Origin of the sequence: Microbacterium sp. zg.Y1084, from assembly GCF_024623595.1 — a bacterium.
In the GTDB taxonomy this organism is placed as follows: Bacteria; Actinomycetota; Actinomycetes; order Actinomycetales; family Microbacteriaceae; genus Microbacterium; species Microbacterium wangruii.
In genome coordinates, this window is sequence record NZ_JANJGV010000009.1 from 1 (window position 1) to 16404 (window position 16404).

Annotated in this window: 16 protein-coding genes; 5 read left to right on the forward strand and 11 right to left on the reverse strand. The window is 70.9% G+C overall.

Annotated elements, in window-relative coordinates:
* Positions 1 to 92 precede the first annotated feature (92 nt).
* Positions 93 to 2246: a DEAD/DEAH box helicase gene (locus tag NQ165_RS10410; RefSeq protein ID WP_257533302.1), complete on the reverse strand. Its 2154-nt coding sequence runs from the start codon at positions 2244 to 2246 to the stop codon at positions 93 to 95.
* A gap of 194 nt (positions 2247 to 2440) precedes the next feature.
* Positions 2441 to 3103, reverse strand: a complete 663-nt coding sequence (locus NQ165_RS10415; protein WP_257533304.1) for a hypothetical protein — start codon at positions 3101 to 3103, stop codon at positions 2441 to 2443.
* Positions 3104 to 3223: 120 nt separating this feature from the next.
* Between NQ165_RS10415 and NQ165_RS10420 the strand changes: the two genes are divergently transcribed.
* Genes NQ165_RS10420 through deoC form a run of 4 tightly spaced genes read left to right on the forward strand, consistent with a single transcriptional unit; the run spans position 3224 to position 7167 of the window.
* Positions 3224 to 4552: an extracellular solute-binding protein gene (locus NQ165_RS10420; protein ID WP_257533306.1), complete on the forward strand. Its 1329-nt coding sequence runs from the start codon at positions 3224 to 3226 to the stop codon at positions 4550 to 4552.
* Positions 4549 to 5499 (forward strand): carbohydrate ABC transporter permease, encoded by a 951-nt coding sequence (locus NQ165_RS10425; protein WP_257533308.1) that lies wholly within the window; start codon positions 4549 to 4551, stop codon positions 5497 to 5499. Before NQ165_RS10420 ends, NQ165_RS10425 begins: the two co-directional genes overlap by 4 nt.
* Positions 5496 to 6407, forward strand: a complete 912-nt coding sequence (locus NQ165_RS10430; RefSeq protein ID WP_257533310.1) for a carbohydrate ABC transporter permease — start codon at positions 5496 to 5498, stop codon at positions 6405 to 6407. The genes NQ165_RS10425 and NQ165_RS10430 overlap by 4 nt, the downstream gene beginning before the upstream one ends.
* Before the next feature lie 43 nt (positions 6408 to 6450).
* Positions 6451 to 7167: a deoxyribose-phosphate aldolase gene (deoC, locus tag NQ165_RS10435; protein WP_257533312.1), complete on the forward strand. Its 717-nt coding sequence runs from the start codon at positions 6451 to 6453 to the stop codon at positions 7165 to 7167.
* 1 nt (position 7168) lies between these two features.
* On the opposite strand, the gene NQ165_RS10440 is transcribed toward deoC, so the two are convergent.
* From NQ165_RS10440 to NQ165_RS10460, 5 genes are read right to left on the reverse strand one after another with little or no spacing between them, the layout of a single operon-like run.
* Entirely contained in the window at positions 7169 to 8149 is a 981-nt protein-coding gene (locus NQ165_RS10440) for a bifunctional riboflavin kinase/FAD synthetase (RefSeq protein WP_257533314.1), read from the reverse strand.
* Positions 8146 to 8589, reverse strand: coding sequence for a hypothetical protein (locus NQ165_RS10445; RefSeq protein WP_257533316.1), 444 nt, complete (start codon positions 8587 to 8589; stop codon positions 8146 to 8148). Before NQ165_RS10445 ends, NQ165_RS10440 begins: the two co-directional genes overlap by 4 nt.
* A 38-nt stretch (positions 8590 to 8627) precedes the next feature.
* Positions 8628 to 8996 carry a hypothetical protein gene (locus NQ165_RS10450; protein WP_257533317.1) on the reverse strand — a complete coding sequence of 123 codons (369 nt, stop codon included), beginning with the start codon at positions 8994 to 8996 and terminating at the stop codon, positions 8628 to 8630.
* Positions 8996 to 9883 carry a tRNA pseudouridine(55) synthase TruB gene (gene truB, locus NQ165_RS10455; RefSeq protein ID WP_257533319.1) on the reverse strand — a complete coding sequence of 296 codons (888 nt, stop codon included), beginning with the start codon at positions 9881 to 9883 and terminating at the stop codon, positions 8996 to 8998. Before truB ends, NQ165_RS10450 begins: the two co-directional genes overlap by 1 nt.
* Positions 9883 to 10539, reverse strand: coding sequence for a uridine kinase (locus NQ165_RS10460; RefSeq protein WP_257533321.1), 657 nt, complete (start codon positions 10537 to 10539; stop codon positions 9883 to 9885). The genes truB and NQ165_RS10460 overlap by 1 nt, the downstream gene beginning before the upstream one ends.
* Before the next feature lie 71 nt (positions 10540 to 10610).
* On the opposite strand from NQ165_RS10460, the gene NQ165_RS10465 reads away from it, so the two are divergent.
* Positions 10611 to 11477: an A/G-specific adenine glycosylase gene (locus NQ165_RS10465; protein WP_257533323.1), complete on the forward strand. Its 867-nt coding sequence runs from the start codon at positions 10611 to 10613 to the stop codon at positions 11475 to 11477.
* A gap of 186 nt (positions 11478 to 11663) precedes the next feature.
* On the opposite strand, the gene rbfA is transcribed toward NQ165_RS10465, so the two are convergent.
* The 4 genes from rbfA to nusA form a co-directional block, all read right to left on the reverse strand.
* Entirely contained in the window at positions 11664 to 12098 is a 435-nt protein-coding gene (gene rbfA, locus NQ165_RS10470) for a 30S ribosome-binding factor RbfA (RefSeq protein WP_257533325.1), read from the reverse strand.
* A gap of 58 nt (positions 12099 to 12156) precedes the next feature.
* The gene (gene infB / locus NQ165_RS10475) at positions 12157 to 14946 is read right to left on the reverse strand and encodes a translation initiation factor IF-2 (protein ID WP_257533326.1); all 2790 of its coding nucleotides are present in this window, start codon (positions 14944 to 14946) and stop codon (positions 12157 to 12159) included.
* 94 nt (positions 14947 to 15040) lie between these two features.
* Entirely contained in the window at positions 15041 to 15310 is a 270-nt protein-coding gene (locus tag NQ165_RS10480) for a YlxR family protein (protein ID WP_306816695.1), read from the reverse strand.
* Positions 15311 to 15364: 54 nt separating this feature from the next.
* Positions 15365 to 16351, reverse strand: a complete 987-nt coding sequence (nusA, locus tag NQ165_RS10485; RefSeq protein WP_257533329.1) for a transcription termination factor NusA — start codon at positions 16349 to 16351, stop codon at positions 15365 to 15367.
* Between the last annotated feature and the right edge of the window lie 53 nt (positions 16352 to 16404).

Below are 16404 nucleotides of genomic sequence, written 5' to 3' on the forward strand. Positions count from 1 at the left end.
CGGCCGCCGGCGGGGGCGGGTGTAATGGGCGGGGGGCCCGGGGGGGGGGGGGGCCCGCGTCCATCTGTGGCCACGATGGCGGCAGCGGCGCGTCAGCTGCCGCCGAGCGACCGCCGCAGCAGATGCATGAGAGCCGACAGCTGCACCGAGTCCGTCGATGCCGCCTCCGCCGCCTCGCCGTCCAGTGCGCGGGCCGCGAGCCCCTGCTTCGAGTCGATGAGCTCCGCGATCTTCGTGTCGATCGTGTGGGCCGCGATGATGCGCCACGCCGTGACCGGCTCACCCTGACCGATGCGGTGCACGCGGTCGATCGCCTGCGTCTGCTCGGCCGCCGTCCACGACAGCTCCGCGAGCACGACGTTGGATGCCGCCTGCAGGTTGAGTCCCACGCCGGCTGCCGTCAGCGAGCACACCGCGATGCCCACTCCCGGGTCGTTGTTGAACGCGTCGATGGCCTCCTGGCGCGCGGGCGTCGTCTGGTCGCCGCGGATCGAGACGGTGCGCAGCCCTGCCGCGGCGAAGTGCGCCTCGGCGGCATCCATGACGTCGATGTGCTTGGCGAAGAAGACGACCTTGCCCACCGACCGCTGCAGCTGCACGGCGTAGTCCGCCGCGAGCAGCGCCTTGGCCTGGCCGATGCGCCGCACCATGGTGAAGACGTTCTCCGAGCCGGAACCCGCGGCCTTGGCCTCTTCGAGCTCGTTGTGCGCGACGAGCCGCACGATGTCCTCGTCGAAGTCGCCCAGGAACACCCGGTCCCCACGCGCTTCGAGGATGCGGCGGTACTTCGCCGCGAGACGGTCGCCCAGCTCGCGCTCCGCAGCCCTGATCGAGCGGCCGAACTCGTCGTCCAGCTCCACCGGGAGATCGGCGATCAGCTTGTCGGGGAGGTCCGCGGCGACGTCCTTCTTCTTGCGCCGCACGATCCCCATCGAGATGACCGCTTCCCGCGCCTCGGGGTAGAACGCCTTGTCCGCCGGAGTCAATCCCGTCGCGTCGAGCTTCTCCATCAGCTCGGGGCCGGGCTTCTCGCCGTTGGTCCAGCCGAGGAACCGCCAGATCGCATCGAAGTCCTCGACGTCGTTGATCAGCGGGGTTCCCGTCAGCGCCAGCATGAGCGGGTCGCTCGTCTGCTCGCGGATGCGGCCCGCCAGCGCCAGCACGTTCTGCGAACGCTGCGACGAGAGGTTCTTGATGAAGTGGGCCTCGTCGACGACCATGCCCTTCAGCCCGATCGAGCTGAGCCAGGACAGGTGGCGGTCGAGGATCTCGTAGTTGACGATGAAGACGTCGGCGAACGCGTCGAGGTCCTCCCCGTCACCCTGGATGACCGTCGCGCGCCGCTGCGGCGTCCAGCGGTGCACCTCGCGCGCCCAGTTCATCTTGACGACGTTGGGGACGACCACCAGCAGCGGGTAGGCGTCGGCGACGGATGCCGCCAGCACCGACTCCGCGGTCTTTCCCAGACCCGGCTCGTCGGCCAGCAGGAAGCTGCGGTGGCCGTGACGCACCGACTCCAGGAACCGCGACTGGTGCGGCATGATCTCCAGGCCCTTGGGCGACAGGCGATCGAACTCCGGCATGGGGGGCAGGTCCATCGACGCCGCGCTGCCGCCGGCGCCGGTCTCGAACGCCTTGTACAGCGGGCCCATGAGCTCCCAGCCGTCGAGTCGGCGACGAGGGGTGTCCGCGGGGTTGCGGCGGTGGAGGTCCGGCGCCAGGAACGGGTTCGCCTCGCGGCGTGCTTCGACCTGCGGCGGCACGACCTGCCGTGAGCTCATGGCGGCGGGGACCACGGGCGCTGCGACGGGCACGGTGTCGGTGATGATGAGCTCGTCCGGCGGAAGCTCCGCCCCCGATTCCAGCAGCCAGTCCCGCCGCATGCGCTTGGCGACCGGCGACGTGGCCTGGTCGACCTCGAGCAGCTGGATCAGCGAGGTGTCGCGCGCGGCGGTCTTCGCGAGGATCGTCGCCACTCCGTCGAGCCGCTTCAGCAGCTCGGCGCGTGCGGCGTCGGTGACCTCGGTGTCGGCCTTGACCCGGGCGCGCTCCTCGCGGACGAGGAACGCGATCACCTGGAACTTCACGCGGTTGGTGGGTCCCAGCTTGCCGCGCTGGGACTTCGCCTCGACCTCGCGCACCTTGCGGGCGAGGATCGGGATGATGGGCGCTTCGTCATCGCGTCGGGATGACGTGTTCTTCCTGCGGCGCGACGTGGACTGCGCGGCGGGTGCCGTGGGCGGCATGCTCCTCCTGGGCGTGGATGCCGGATGCCTCGGGAGTCCCGGGGCGGGATCGATGTGCATGTGACCGCGTGCGGCTCGGTTGCCGGGACGACCGCGGTCTCAGGGACGACGCACGACGCGCCACGGGCATACATCAGCCGACTGCGGCGACGAAGCGTCTCTTCCCCGATGCACAGTCTAGGGCATGCGCGCGCTCAGCCCCAGATCATCGAGGCGATGTCTTCGGTGTAGCCTTCCGGGCCGTAGTTCAGCCACACCGTGGCGAGCCAGCCGTTGCCCCGGAAGAAGTGCGTCTCGCCCTTCTCCACGAGGTTGTCGTCGTAGTCCACGAGCGTCTCGGTGAGGCGGCACGCGGTGCCCCCCTGCGCGTCGGCGCACGAGAACCCGGCGTTCGCCAGCGACCCCACGAGGTCACCCACCGCGGCGGGTTCGATCAGGGAGACGGTGGTGGCGATGCCCACCTCGGAGGGATAGCCCCACGTGCACCGCAGCGACGGGATGCCGGACTCGAGCAGCTGGAGCGCCTGGGCGTTCTGCGTCGAGGGCATGCTGATGCCGGGGTCGTTCAGAGGCGGCACTCCGGCCTCGAGCTGCGCGCGCATCGCCGGGGAGTAGATGTCGTCGCACGACGCCGGCAGTTCGATCGTGTCGGCCTCGGCCGGCTCGGTGGGCGTCGGCGACGGGGTCTGCGAGGGCGACGGCTCGGCGGTCACCGGCGGCGTGGCGCCGGTCCCGGAGGGTGCCGGCGCGGCCGGCTCCTGGGCGCAGCCCGCGAGGAGGAGGATCGCCGCGGCCGCGGCGGCGATCGTCGTGGCGCTGCGACGCAGCCGCGTCGAGGGGAAAGCCGAGGTGAACACGCTCCGACTGTACCGTTCGCGCGCGTCCGGATCCGGCCGCCGCACCCGCACATGCCCTTGCACCGGCTCGGCAGGGGGTACAGGATGCGGGAATCCACGCGAAGTCACGAAGGAGTGACGATGACAGCAGCACCCGTGGTCTCCCGCCGGGGGTTCCTCGGCCTCGCCGGCGCCCTCGCGGGCACCGCCGCCCTGGCCTCCTGCAGCCCCGTGTCGGCATCGGGTCCCCGCCCCCTGCAGTACTGGCACCTGCTCAGCGGCGCCGACGGCGTGACCATGTCGGGGCTCGTCGACACCGCGAACGCGGCGCAGAGCGCCTATCGGGTCAGACCGACGGTGCTGTCGTGGGGCGAGCCGTACTACACCAAGCTCGCCATGGCCGCCGCGGGCGGCCGGGCACCGGACCTCTCCGTGATGCATGCGTCCCGCGTGGTCGGCTATGCGCCGGGAGGGCTGCTGGACACCTGGGACGTGCAGCGCCTCGCCGACCTCGGCGTCGATGAGGCGTCGTTCCCCGCAGCGGTCTGGCAGAAGGGGTTCGTCGGAGACGACCTGTACAGCGTCGCGTTGGACGCGCATCCGTTCATCCTCATGTTCAACACCGACATCTGCGAGCGCGCCGGGGTGCTCGACGGCGACGGCCGCCTGCGCGCGGTGTCCTCCCCCGACGACTTCCTGGAGCTCGCCCGCGCCGTCGCCGGGGAGTCGGAGGGCCATGGCCTGTCGTACGGGTACCTGGGCGACGGCGCGCAGATGTGGCGCCTGTTCTACACCCTCTACACGCAGCACGGCAGCGAGATCGAACTGCCGGAGGGCGGCAGCGCCCAGATGGACGACGACGCCGCGCTGACGGCACTGACCTTCATGCAGCAGCTGCTCGATGGAGAGATCGCCGCGCGCGAGAACGACTACCAGTCGGCGATCGCAGAGTTCGCCACGGGCCGCAGCGGACTCTTCCTCACCGGTGTCTGGGAGCTGCGGTCCATGCAGGAGCGGGATCTCCCGCTGGATGCGACGCTCATCCCGACGCTGTACGGCACCCCCAGCGTGTACGCCGACTCCCACGCCTTCACCCTGCCGCACCAGAGCGCCCCCGACCCCGCGACGAGAGACCTCGTCTACCGGTTCGTCGCGGATCTGCTGAAGGGGTCCTTCGACTGGGCGGGGGCCGGGCACATCCCGGCGTATCTGCCCGTCACCGAGGCGTCGTCCTATGCCGACCTCCTGCCGCAGGCCCACTACGCCGAGGCCGCTCAGCACGTGCGCTACGACCCGCGCGCCTGGTTCACCGGCTCGGGGTCGCGCTTCCAGGCCGAGTTCGGCTCGGCCGTGCAGAACGTGCTGCTGGGCGGCGACGACCCCTCCGCCGCGATCGCCCGCTTCCGATCGCGCCTGGACGCGCAGCTGAAGACACCCAACCCGGCCGACCCGCGAGGAGGCGCGTCATGACCACCACGGCACCGTCCACCTCCACCGCCACCGTCATCACCGGGCGGGCGAGTGCCGGCATCCGCCGTCACACCGGCGAGCGCCGCGAGACCGCGGTCGCGTGGGGCTTTCTGGCACCGTTCCTCGTCGCGTTCGCGGTGTTCCTGCTGTGGCCCCTCCTGCACGGGCTGTACCTGAGCTTCACCGATCAGTCCCTCACCGGCGCCGGGGGCGGGTTCGTCGGGTTCGCCAACTACATCGAGGCGCTCGGCGATCCGGTCACGTGGCGGTCGCTGGGCAACACGGCGTGGTTCACCGTCCTGTCGACCGTGCCGCTGGTGCTGCTCGCGCTCGCGATGGCGCTGCTGGTGCACCGCGGACTGCCCGCCCAATGGCTGTGGCGGCTGTCGTTCTTCATGCCGTATCTGCTGGCCTCCACGGTGATCTCGCAGATCTGGGTGTGGATCTTCAACCCCCAGATCGGCGCCGCCAACAGGGTGCTCGCCTGGTTCGGTCTCGAGCCTCTGGCGTGGCTGCAGAGCCCCGACACCAACATGTACGCCATCGTCATCGCCACGGTGTGGTGGACGGTCGGCTTCAACTTCCTGCTGTACCTCGCCGCGCTGCAGAACATCCCGGCGCAGCAGTACGAGGCGGCCTCCCTCGACGGTGCGGGCCCGGTGCGGCAGCTGTGGTCGATCACCCTCCCGCAGCTGGGTCAGGTGACGGTGCTCATCGTCATCCTGCAGGTGATCGCGTCGCTGAAGCTGTTCGACCAGGCCTATCAGATGCTGGGCGGGGTCGCGAGCGACACCACCCGCTCCGTCGTGCAGTACATGTACGAGGCCGGTTTCGTCGGGTACCGCTTCGGGTACTCCTCCGCCATCTCCTACGTCTTCTTCGCCATCATCGTCATCATCGGCGTGGTGCAGGCCTTCGCCGTCCGCCGCCGGGGGGAGCAGTCATGACCACCACCGCTCAGGCACGCGCACCGCTGGCCACCCCGCAGGGCGCCGCCACCCGGCCGGACCGCACGACCAAGCCCGGCGCGCGACGGCTGACCCCGCTGAACATCCTCGCCTTCGTCGCACTGGCGCTGATGGCGCTCGGCTGGCTGATGCCGTTCCTGTGGGCGGTGGCGACCTCGTTCATGACCGAGACGGATGCCGCGTCCGGCGGCGGCTGGATCGGCCAGTCCGGTGCGACCACCGATGCCTACGGCGCGATCCTCGCGCAGGGGAACGTGTACATCTGGGCCTTCAACAGCCTGTGGACCTCCGCGGCCGTGACCCTCATCACCGTGGCCATCTCGGCGCTGGCCGCCTATGCCTTCTCGCGGCTGGAGTTCCCCGGCAGGAGGTTCCTCTTCGGAGTCGTGATCGCGTCGATCGTCGTCCCCCCGCAGGTGCTCATCATCCCGCTGTTCTACGAGATGCTCGCCCTCAACCTCGTCGACACCCCGCTGGGGCTGATCCTGCCGCAGGTCGTCGTGCCGGCGATGGTGTTCATCCTGAAGAAGTTCTTCGACCAGGTGCCGCTGGAGCTGGAGGATGCCGCGCGCGTGGACGGCGCGGGACGGCTGCGGGTGTTCTGGTCCATCGTGCTGCCGCTGTCGCGCGGCATCCTCGCTGCTGTGGCCATCTTCGTGTTCATCACGACCTGGAACAACTTCCTCTGGCCGTTCCTGATCATCAACGACACCAACCTGATGACGCTGCCGGTGGGTCTGCAGACGGTCATCAGTGCCTACGGGGTGCAGTACGCGCAGGTGATGGCGCAGGCCGTGCTGGCATCCCTCCCCCTGATCGTGCTGTTCCTGATCTTCCAGAAGCAGATCGTCCGCGGTGTGGCGACGACCGGGTTCGGCGGCACCTGAGCGGTGGCCCACCTCGTCCGGGGGCGGCGACTACGCTGAGAGCATGTCCCGAATCACCGAACGCGAACTGGCCGCCACGATCGACCACGCGATCCTGAAGCCCGAATTCACCCGTGCCGACGTCGACGCCGAGCTCGACATCGCCGCCCAGTGGGGCGTGTTCAGCGTGTGCGTTCGTCCGTCGGACATCCCCTACGCGGTGAAGCGCCTGGACGGCACCGGCGTCGCGGTGGGCACCGTGATCGGGTTCCCCCACGGCACCACCTCCACCACGGCGAAGGTCGCTGAGACCATCCGCGCGTTCGAGGACGGCGCGACCGAGTTCGACATGGTGATCAACATCGGCGCGCTGCGCTCCGGGTTCGACGATGTCGTCGTCGACGACATCCGCGCCGTCGTGGATGCCGCTGCCGGGAAGATCACGAAGGTGATCCTGGAGACGAGCCTCCTCGACGACGAGCAGATCGCCCGCGGCAGCCGGCTGACCGAGGCCGGCGGCGCAGACTTCGTCAAGACCTCCACCGGGTTCGCCGGCGGCGGCGCGACGGTCGAGCACGTGCGACTCATGCGGGCGAGCGTCGGCGAGCGCGTGCAGGTGAAGGCCTCCGGCGGCGTCCGCAGCCTCGAGACCGCCCTGCAGATGCTCGATGCCGGCGCGACCCGCCTGGGCACCAGCGCCAGCGCCACGATCCTCGGCTCGCTGCGCGCAGAGCTCGACGGCCGGGAGGGCGCCTCCACGGTCGACGAGACGTCGTACTGACTCAGTCGCTCAACGCGGCGCGCACTCGGGCGACGTCGTCGGTCATCTGCGCGATGAGTGCGTCGACGCCCTCGAAGGCGACCATTCCCCGGATGCGGTGGGTGAAGTGCACCTCGACGCGGTGGCCGTAGAGATCCAGATCGGTCTCGTCCAGCACGTACGCCTCCACCTGACGCGCGGTCACGTCGCCGAACGTGGGGTTGGTCCCCACCGAGATGGCGGCGGGGTAGCGGGTCGTGGCGTGCGGGTGGGGCGAAGCATCCGCCACAGGGATCGCACCCTCGTCGACGAGCCAGCCGGCGTAGACGCCGTCGGCGGGGATGAACCCCTCGGCCTCGAGGGACAGGTTCGCCGTCGGGAAGCCGAGGTCGCGGCCGCGCTTCAGGCCGTGCACGACCTCGCCGCGCACCGCCGCGGGGCGGCCGAGCAGCCGGGCCGCGCCCTCGACGTCGCCCTCCGCGAGCAGGCCGCGGATCCAGGTCGAGGAGACACGGCGGCCGTCGTCGCGAGCCCGGATGTCGTCGATCACCTCGACGCGGAACCCGGACGAGCGGCCCAGCTGCGCGAGCAGGCCGGGGTCGCCGGCACCGCCGCGACCGAAGCGGAAGTCGGCCCCCACGAACACCGTGACCGCGCCGACGGCGTCCACGAGCACGCGGCGCACGAAGTCTTCAGCGGGCAGGTCGGCGAGGGCACGGTCGAAGTGCAGTACGAGGGTGGCGTCCACCCCGGTCTGCGCGAGCAGGGCCAGCTTCTGGTCGACGCTGACGAGCTCGGGCGGGCACAGCTCCGGCCGCAGCACGCTGAGCGGATTGCGGTCGAACGTGACGGCGACCACGCGCGCGCCTTCGGCCTCTGCGGCGACCCGGGCGCGGTCGATCCCGGCGCGGTGCCCGGCATGCACGCCATCGAACTTGCCGATGACGACCACCGAGGGGCCGAAACCGGCGGGGATCTCCGCCGGGTCGCGGAAGACGATCACCAGGACGACCTCTCGACCGGCTCGGGGCCCGGCTCGGCCACGGGGCCGGGCCGGTGGGTGGTCAGCCACCACAGTCCGAGGAAGGGCAGCACCAGCGGGATGAACAGGTAACCGGCGCCGAACCAGGACCACACCGTCGGGTGGTCGAACAGCGCAGGCAGCACGAAGGTGAGCATGCCGACGACGATCACGCCGGTGAGCTCGAAGCAGATCGCGACCCAGGCGATGACGTACCAGACGCGGGAGCCCGCGAACACGAGGGCGAGGGTGGCGAGGATGTACACGACGGCCGCGCCCGCCGACAGGGTGTACGCGAGCGGCGCCTCGTCGAACTTCTCGACGATCTGCACGAAGGAGCGCCCGGTGGCGGCGAGGGCCATGACCGCGTAGACGATCACGAGCACGCGGCCGATGCCGGTCATGCGGGGGCGGGTGGACATGTCGCGGTCCAGTTTAGGCGGCGTGACGACGGAGCCGGTCATGCGCCCTGCACCGTCCAGATGACCTCCATGCGCCACACCATCACGGCCACCGACAGCGCGGCGACCCCCATGATGACGGTGCTCCAGCGGCTGCGCTCGATGAGCGCCCACGCCGCCGCCGCGGGCGGCAGCAGCACGGCCGAGACGAGGTACACCCAGAACTCGAGCAGGCTGCCCGAAGCGGGGTTGCCCGCGAGCGGCGACACGATGCCGATGACGACCTGCGCGATGAGGAGCAGCTCGAGAAGTGCGAGCGAACCCACCGTCAGGTCACTGGGGCGACGGCCGGCCAGGCCGATCCCGATGCACAGCAGGCCGGCCACCACGGCGACGGCCACCTGGACGACGGTGAACCACAGGATCATCAGCTCTCCTCCGAGACGTTCATGGCACTCTTCACGTCGGCGCCGCGGCGCTCGACGATCCCCACGAGCCGGCCGTCGGGGTCGATGGCCGCGGCCGGCGGGTCGGCGAGGCGCACGCCCGCGCCGACGAGACGCTTTCCGTGCCGCAGATCGCGGGCCTCCTCCGCCGTCACCGGGAAGGCGCCCAGCACATCGGCGGCGACCCTCGCCTGCGGGAGCAGGGCGTCGGCGGAGATGTCGTCGACGGCCACCGCGTCGGCGAGGTCGAACGGACCGATGCGGGTGCGCCGCAGCGCGGTGAGGTGACCGCCGACCCCGAGCGCCGCACCCAGGTCGCGGGCGAGGGCACGGATGTAGGTGCCGCTGGAGCAGTCGACCACGACGTCGAGGTCCAGCACCCCGTCGCCAGGGCGGCGGGCGCGCACCGCGAAGCGCGAGACGGTGACCGCACGTGCTGCCAGCGTGACCTCCTCGCCGGCGCGGGCCAGGTCGTAGGCGCGGCGACCGTCCACCTTGATCGCCGAGACGCGACTGGGCACCTGGGAGATGTCCCCCGTCAGCGCCGAGATGCCCGCGTCGACCGCAGCGTCGGTGACGGCGGCGACGGCCGCGGCATCGGCCCTGGTCGTCACGGCGCCGTCGGCGTCATCGCTGTCGGTGGCGACACCGAGGCGGATCGTGGCTTCATAGGTCTTGTCGAGCCCGACGAGATACGTCAGCAGCCGGGTCGCGCTGTCGACGCCGAGGACGAGCAGGCCCGTCGCCATCGGGTCGAGCGTGCCGGCGTGGCCGACCTTGCGGGTGCCCAGCGCGCGCCGCGCGCGCGCGACGACGTCGTGGCTCGTCATGCCGCCGGCTTTGTCGACGAGGAGGATGCCGCCGGCCATCAGCAGAAGTCCCGGTAGACGCGCGACGGGTGGCGGAAGTCGGTGTTGTCGACGATCGCCGAGGCGGCGCGACGCGGGTCGGCGTCGCGCAGGTAGATCTCCTGGCCCTGCCGGTAGCGGGCGTTGGAGGCTGCGGTGTGGGCGGGGTCGGTGCCGTCGCGCTCGGCCAGGCGGGCGAACGCCACGTCGACGGGGACGTCGAGCCACAGCGACCAGTGCCAGAGCCCGCGCAGCTCGGGGCGGTGCAGGAAGATGCCGTCGACCAGCAGCACGGCATCGGGTCCGGCGACCTGCGGGGCCACATCGACCGGCGCATCGGCGTCGACATCCCACACCGCGGTGCGGAAGGGCTCGCCGGCACGGAAGGGCTCGATGAGCTCACGGCGGAACGCCGCGTAGTCGTAGGAGTCGAGGTAGAACCCCTCCGGCGACGTGCGCCCGCGGGCGTATCGCTCGGCGCGGGGGCGGTGGAACCCGTCGACCGATGCCCGGAAGACCGGGACGTCGTCGAACACGGTCGCGAAGCCGTCGGCGAAGCGGGTCTTGCCCGCGCCGTCGACGCCATCCACGCCGAGGAGGATCCGCCCATGGCGGTGATGCTGGCGCACCTCGTCGCGCAGGCTCCCCCAGAGGTCGGAAGCGGTGGTCTCGGGCATCCCTCCAGCCTACTTCGGCCGGGTGGGGCGACCGGCGCTCCCCCGGCGTTCGGCCGTCATAGGCTTCTCGGGTGCCCGACCTCGCGACCCCGCTCATCGCCTGGTACCGCGACAACGCCAGGGACCTGCCGTGGCGGCATCCGGAGTTCGGGGCGTGGGGCGTGCTGGTGAGCGAGTTCATGCTGCAACAGACGCCGGTGGCCCGGGTGATCCCCCATCTGGAGGCGTGGCTCGACCGCTGGCCCGACCCCGCGGCGCTGGCGGCCGACCCGCCCGCGGAGGCGGTGCGGCAGTGGGCGAACCTCGGGTACCCGCGGCGCGCGCTCTGGCTGCACCGGGCCGCGGTGGAGATCCGCGACCGCCACGACGGCGTCGTGCCGGCGGACGTCGAGGCGCTCCTCGCCCTCACCGGGATCGGCGACTACACCGCGCGCGCCGTGGCCGTCTTCGCCTACGGGCGCAGGCATCCCGTCGTCGACACCAACACCCGACGCGTGCTCGCGCGGGCCGTCGACGGTCGGTCGCAGCCGGGTGCGCCGGCGAAGCGTGATCTGGCGGCGATGGCGGCGGTGCTGCCTTCGGACGTCGACCAGGCCGCGGTCGTCAACGCGGCGGCCATGGAACTCGGGGCGGTCGTGTGCACGGCACGCGTTCCCCGGTGCGAGGCGTGCCCGCTCGCGCACCTGTGCGCGTGGCGCGCGGCCGGGTACCCGGACACCGGCGACGAGAGGCGGCGGCAGGCCCGGTACGAGGGCAGCGACCGGCAGGCGCGCGGTGCGGTGCTGCGGGTGCTGCGGGAGGCTGCGGCCCACGCGGTGGCGGCCGACGCGGTCATCCCGGCCTGGCAGGATGCGCGCCAGCGCGACCGCGCCATCGACTCGCTCATCGCGGACGGGCTCGTCGAGGCGACCGGGGGCATGCTCTCGCTCCCCCGCTGAGCCTGCGCGCGTGCGGCCGCGTGCACAACGTCGCCAATCAAGTGCGGGCAACAGCCCGTCTGGGCGCGTTGACGCGCAGGCACCCGGGATCGGCGACGTTGTGCACGTCGGCAACGGAGCGCCCCCGCTCCCGGTGGCGCGAAGGCTCAGCCGCGTCGCCGGATACCCGCTCGTGGACCCGGAGGTCTACTCGGCTTCTTCGAGGTCGCGGGGCTTGACGTACGGGTCGGCGTCGCCGGCATAGGCGGCACCGGTGGCCAGTCCCGCCACAGCGGCGTCGCGCTCGCGCGCCTCGCGCAGCAGGTCCTCGATGTGCCCGGCGTTCTCGGGGATCGCGTCGGGGATGAACTCGAGGGTCGGGGTGAGCCGCACGCCGAGCTTGCGCCCGACCTCGCTGCGCAGCATGCCGGTGGCGGCCCGCAGCGCCTCAGCCGAGTCGGCGCGCTCCTTCTCGGTGCCGAGCACGGTGTAGAACACCGACGCGTGCTGCAGGTCCCCGGTCACCTTCACATCGGTGATGGTGGTGAACCCCAGCCGCGGGTCCCGCAGACCCTTCTCGAGCCGTTCGGCGATCAGAACGCGAATGCGGTCGGCCAGCCTGGCCTGACGCTCTGAAGACATCGTTTATCTCCCTGCAAGTGAAGGCGGGGGGTGCCTTCCGGCACCCCCCGCCGGATGATCAGCCTCGCGGCTTCTCGACCATCTCGGTGGTTTCGATCTCGTCGCCGATCTGGATGTCGTTGAACTTGCCGAGTCCGATACCGGCCTCGTAGTCCGTGCGCACCTCGGTGACGTCGTCCTTGAAGCGGCGCAGCGACTCGATCGTCAGGCCGTCGGCGATGACCACGCCGTCGCGGATGACGCGAGCCTTCGCGTTTCGGGTGATCGTCCCCGAGCGCACGATGACACCGGCGATGTTGCCGACCTTCGAGGAGCGGAACACCTCCCGGATCTCCGCGACGCCCGACTGGACCTCTTCGTACTCCGGCTTGAGCAGGCCCTTGAGCGACTGCTCCACATCGTCGATCGCGTTGTAGATGACCGAGTAGAACCGGATGTCCACGCCTTCACGCTGAGCACGCTCGCGCGCCTTGGCATCGGGGCGGACGTTGAACCCGATCACGATCGCGTTGTCGATCGTGGCGAGGTTGACGTCGGACTCGGTCACGGCACCCACACCGCGGTGGATGATCCGCAGCTGCACGGAGTCGTCCACCTCGATCTTCAGCAGCGACTCCTCGAGCGCCTCGACGGCACCGGAGACGTCACCCTTGATGATGAGGTTGAGCGACTCGACCTTGCCCTCCTGCAGAGCGCGGGTGAAGTCCTCGAGCGAGATGCGCTTGCGGGCCTTGGCCAGCTGGGCGTTGCGCTCGGCGGCTTCACGCTTCTCAGCGATCTGACGGGCGAGGCGGTCCTCTTCGGTCACGATGAACGTGTCGCCGGCGCGGGGCACGGAGTTCAGACCCTGCACCTGCACGGGGCGGGAGGGGTAAGCCTCCTCGACCGGGTCGCCGTTCTCGTCGACCATGGCACGCACACGGCCGTAGGCGGTGCCTGCGACGATCGCGTCGCCGACGCGCAGCGTGCCGGACTGGATCAGCACGGTGGCCACCGAGCCGCGGCCCTTGTCGAGCTTCGCCTCGATCGCGACACCACGGGCGGCCTTGTTCGGGTTCGCCGTGAGGTCCAGACCCGCGTCCGCGGTCAGCAGGACGGCATCCAGGAGCTCCTGGATGTTGGTGCCCTGACGTGCGGAGACGTCGACGAACATGACGTCGCCGCCGTACTCCTCGGCGACCAGGCCGTACTCGGTGAGCTGCTGGCGCACCTTCGCCGGGTTGGCGTCGGGCTTGTCGACCTTGTTCACTGCCACGACGATCGGCACGCCTGCCGCCTGTGCGTGGTTCAGCGCCTCGACCGTCTGGGGCATGATGCCGTCGTCGGCGGCGACCACGAGGATCGCGAGGTCGGTGACCTGCGCACCACGGGCACGCATGGCGGTGAACGCCTCGTGACCGGGGGTGTCGATGAACGTGATCGCGCGCTCGATGCCCTCGTGCTCGGTCCACACCTGGTAGGCACCGATGTGCTGGGTGATGCCACCGGCCTCACCGGCGACCACGTTGGTCTGACGGATCGCGTCGAGCAGTCGCGTCTTACCGTGGTCGACGTGACCCATGACGGTCACGACGGGCGGACGGATCTCGAGGTCGTCTTCGCTCTCGGCTTCGAGCTCGGCGTCGAGGTCCAGACCGAAGCCCTCCAGGAGCTCCTTGTCCTCGTCCTCGGGCGAGACCATCTGGATCTTGTAGCCCAGCTCCTCGCCGAGCACCTCGAAGGTCGCCTCATCCAGCGACTCGGTGGCCGTGGCCATCTCGCCGAGGTTGAACAGGATCGTCACCAGCGTGCCGGGCTGCACCGTGTAACCGGTGATGGCCTCGATCTTGTCGGCGAAGTCCGCGATCGACGCGCCGCGGCGCATGCGGATGATCTCGCCGTTACCGCGCGAGACGTTGACGCCGCCGACGACCGGCGCCGACCGCATCTCGAATTCCTGCCGCTTCGCCCGCCGCGACTTGCGCTGCTTGGACTTGCCGCCACCCTTGCCGAAGGCGCCGGCGGTGCCACCACCGGGACCACGGCCACGACCGCCGCCGCCACCGGGACGACCGGCGAAGCCACCCGCGGGCGGACCGCCGGGGCGCTGGAAGCCACCGGGTGCGCCACCGGGACGACCGGGGCCGCCGGGACGCTGCTGGAACGGGGCGCCGGGACGACCGCCGCCACCGGGACGACCTGCGCCACCGGGGCGCGGGGCCCCCGGGCGCGGGGCGCCGGGACGCGGTGCCTGCGGACGCGGGATGTTACCGGGCGTGGGGCGCTGCCCCATGCCCTGCGCCGAGGCGAACGGGTTGTTGCCGGGACGCGGACCGGCGGGACGCTGGCCCATGCCCTGCGAGGAGGCGAACGGGTTGTTTCCTGGACGCGGTGCCCCACCGGGGCGCGGGGCGCCGGGAGTCGGGCCGCCGGGAGTGGCGCCACCGGGCTTCGGCGCGGCGTCGGGCGCCTGCGGAGCTGCGGCGGGCGCAGGCGTGGCTGCGGCCGGCGCTGCCGGAGCGGCGGGGGCCGCCTGCTCGGGAGCGCTCGACGGCGCGGGAGCAGGTGCCGGGGCGGCGGGAGTCGCCTGTGCTGCCGGTGCCTGCGGCGCCGGAGCGGACGGCGTGGGAGCCGACGGACGCGCGGGGCCGGGGCGGCCGGCCGGGCGAGCCGATGCACCCGGGGCGGGCGCAGCGGCGGGCTTGGCGCCGTCGGCCTGCAGGGCCTGACGGAGCTTGCGAGCCACGGGGGGCTCGATGGTCGAGGAAGGGCTCTTGACGAACTCGCCGAGCTCCTTCAGCTTCGCAAGTGCGACCTTGCTGTCGACGCCGAGTTCGGAAGCGATCTCGTGCACGCGTGGTTTTGCCACAATTCTCCTGTCTGAAGGTCTGCCCCAGACAGGAGCAGACCACTAGTTGCGGACGGGTCTCATTTCGAGCCGTTCACTTTGAGTCCATAGCCGTTCAGCCGTTTCGCTGGAAGTGGTTCTGAAGGGTCTGCGTGTCAAGCGAACCTGACACACGTAGTGCTCGCCCGAAGGCACGGCGCCGGATGGCGGCATCCACGCACTCGTGCGTGCGGTGCACCCACGCGCCCCTTCCGGGCATCGATCCTCGTTCGTCCAGGACGACCTGCGAATCGATGGCCACGACTCTGACGAGCGCGGCACGGGGGGCGCGTGCGCGGCATCCCACGCACGTTCGAACAGATTCCATCCTACCCCCTCCGTGCATTCCCTCGTCGAGCCGTGTCCCGGGCGCGTCCGGCGGGACGCTCCCGGCGGGTCGTCAGGCCTCGAGGATGCTGTCGGGCTGGATGTCGATCTTGGCGCCTGTCAGCTTGGCCGCCAGACGGGCGTTCTGACCTTCCTTGCCGATCGCCAGCGACAGCTGGTAATCGGGAACGAGGGCGCGCACGGCCTTGGTGGAGGCGTCGAGGATGAAGCTCGACGTCACCTTCGCCGGCGACAGCGCGTTGGCCACGAATGCCGCGAGCTCCGGGTTGTAGTCGACGATGTCGATCTTCTCGCCGCCGAGCTCTTCGGTGACCGCGCGCACGCGGCGGCCGAGCTCGCCGATGCACGCACCCTTGGCGTTGATGGAGGGCTCGGTGGCCGACACCGCGATCTTCGTGCGGTGGCCCGCCTCGCGAGCGAGGGAGACGATCTCCACCAGGCCGGACGCGATCTCGGGCACCTCGAGGGCGAACAGCTTGCGGACCAGGCCGGGGTGGGTGCGCGACACGGTGATCTGCGGGCCCTTGAGACCCTTCGACACGCTCGTGACGTACACACGCAGGCGCGAGCCGTGCGCGTAGGTCTCGCCGGGCACCTGCTCCTCGGGCGGGAGGATGGCTTCGACCGAGCCGAGGTCCACGTGCACCATGCGCGGGTTGGGGCCCTGCTGCACGACACCGGCGACGATGTCGCCCTCCTTGCCGCGGAACTCTCCCAGCACGGCGTCGTCGGCGATATCGCGCAACCGCTGGCCGATGACCTGCTTGGCGGCGAAGGCGCCGATGCGGCCGAAGTCGTCGGGGGTGGTCTCCTCTTCGCCGATGACGGCGCCCTCTTCGTCCAGCAGCGGAACGTAGATCGCGACGTGACCGGTCTTGCGGTCCAGCTCCACGCGGGTGCCGTCGGGCAGCTCGCCGGTCGGGGAGGTGTGCTTGCCGTATGCGGTGAGGATCGCCTGCTCGATGATGCGCACCAGCTCGTCGAAGGGGATCTCCTTCTCGCGCTCGATCGTCCTCAACAGTCCGAGATCGATGTCCACGGTGTCCTCCCTATTCAGCTTGTCGCGGGGCGCGACGGCGCCTCCGCATCCCT

Excerpts from the sequence above, each read along its gene's own strand:
- NQ165_RS10410 (WP_257533302.1), bottom strand. The coding sequence starts at position 2,246 with ATGCCGCCCACGGCACCCGCCGCGCAGTCCACGTCGCGCCGCAGGAAG.
- NQ165_RS10420 (WP_257533306.1), top strand. The coding sequence starts at position 3,224 with ATGACAGCAGCACCCGTGGTCTCCCGCCGGGGGTTCCTCGGCCTCGCC.
- NQ165_RS10425 (WP_257533308.1), top strand. The coding sequence starts at position 4,549 with ATGACCACCACGGCACCGTCCACCTCCACCGCCACCGTCATCACCGGG.
- NQ165_RS10430 (WP_257533310.1), top strand. The coding sequence starts at position 5,496 with ATGACCACCACCGCTCAGGCACGCGCACCGCTGGCCACCCCGCAGGGC.
- deoC (WP_257533312.1), top strand. The coding sequence starts at position 6,451 with ATGTCCCGAATCACCGAACGCGAACTGGCCGCCACGATCGACCACGCG.
- NQ165_RS10445 (WP_257533316.1), bottom strand. The coding sequence starts at position 8,589 with ATGTCCACCCGCCCCCGCATGACCGGCATCGGCCGCGTGCTCGTGATC.
- NQ165_RS10450 (WP_257533317.1), bottom strand. The coding sequence starts at position 8,996 with ATGATCCTGTGGTTCACCGTCGTCCAGGTGGCCGTCGCCGTGGTGGCC.
- truB (WP_257533319.1), bottom strand. The coding sequence starts at position 9,883 with ATGGCCGGCGGCATCCTCCTCGTCGACAAAGCCGGCGGCATGACGAGC.
- NQ165_RS10460 (WP_257533321.1), bottom strand. The coding sequence starts at position 10,539 with ATGCCCGAGACCACCGCTTCCGACCTCTGGGGGAGCCTGCGCGACGAG.
- rbfA (WP_257533325.1), bottom strand. The coding sequence starts at position 12,098 with ATGTCTTCAGAGCGTCAGGCCAGGCTGGCCGACCGCATTCGCGTTCTG.
- NQ165_RS10480 (WP_306816695.1), bottom strand. The coding sequence starts at position 15,310 with ATGCACGGAGGGGGTAGGATGGAATCTGTTCGAACGTGCGTGGGATGC.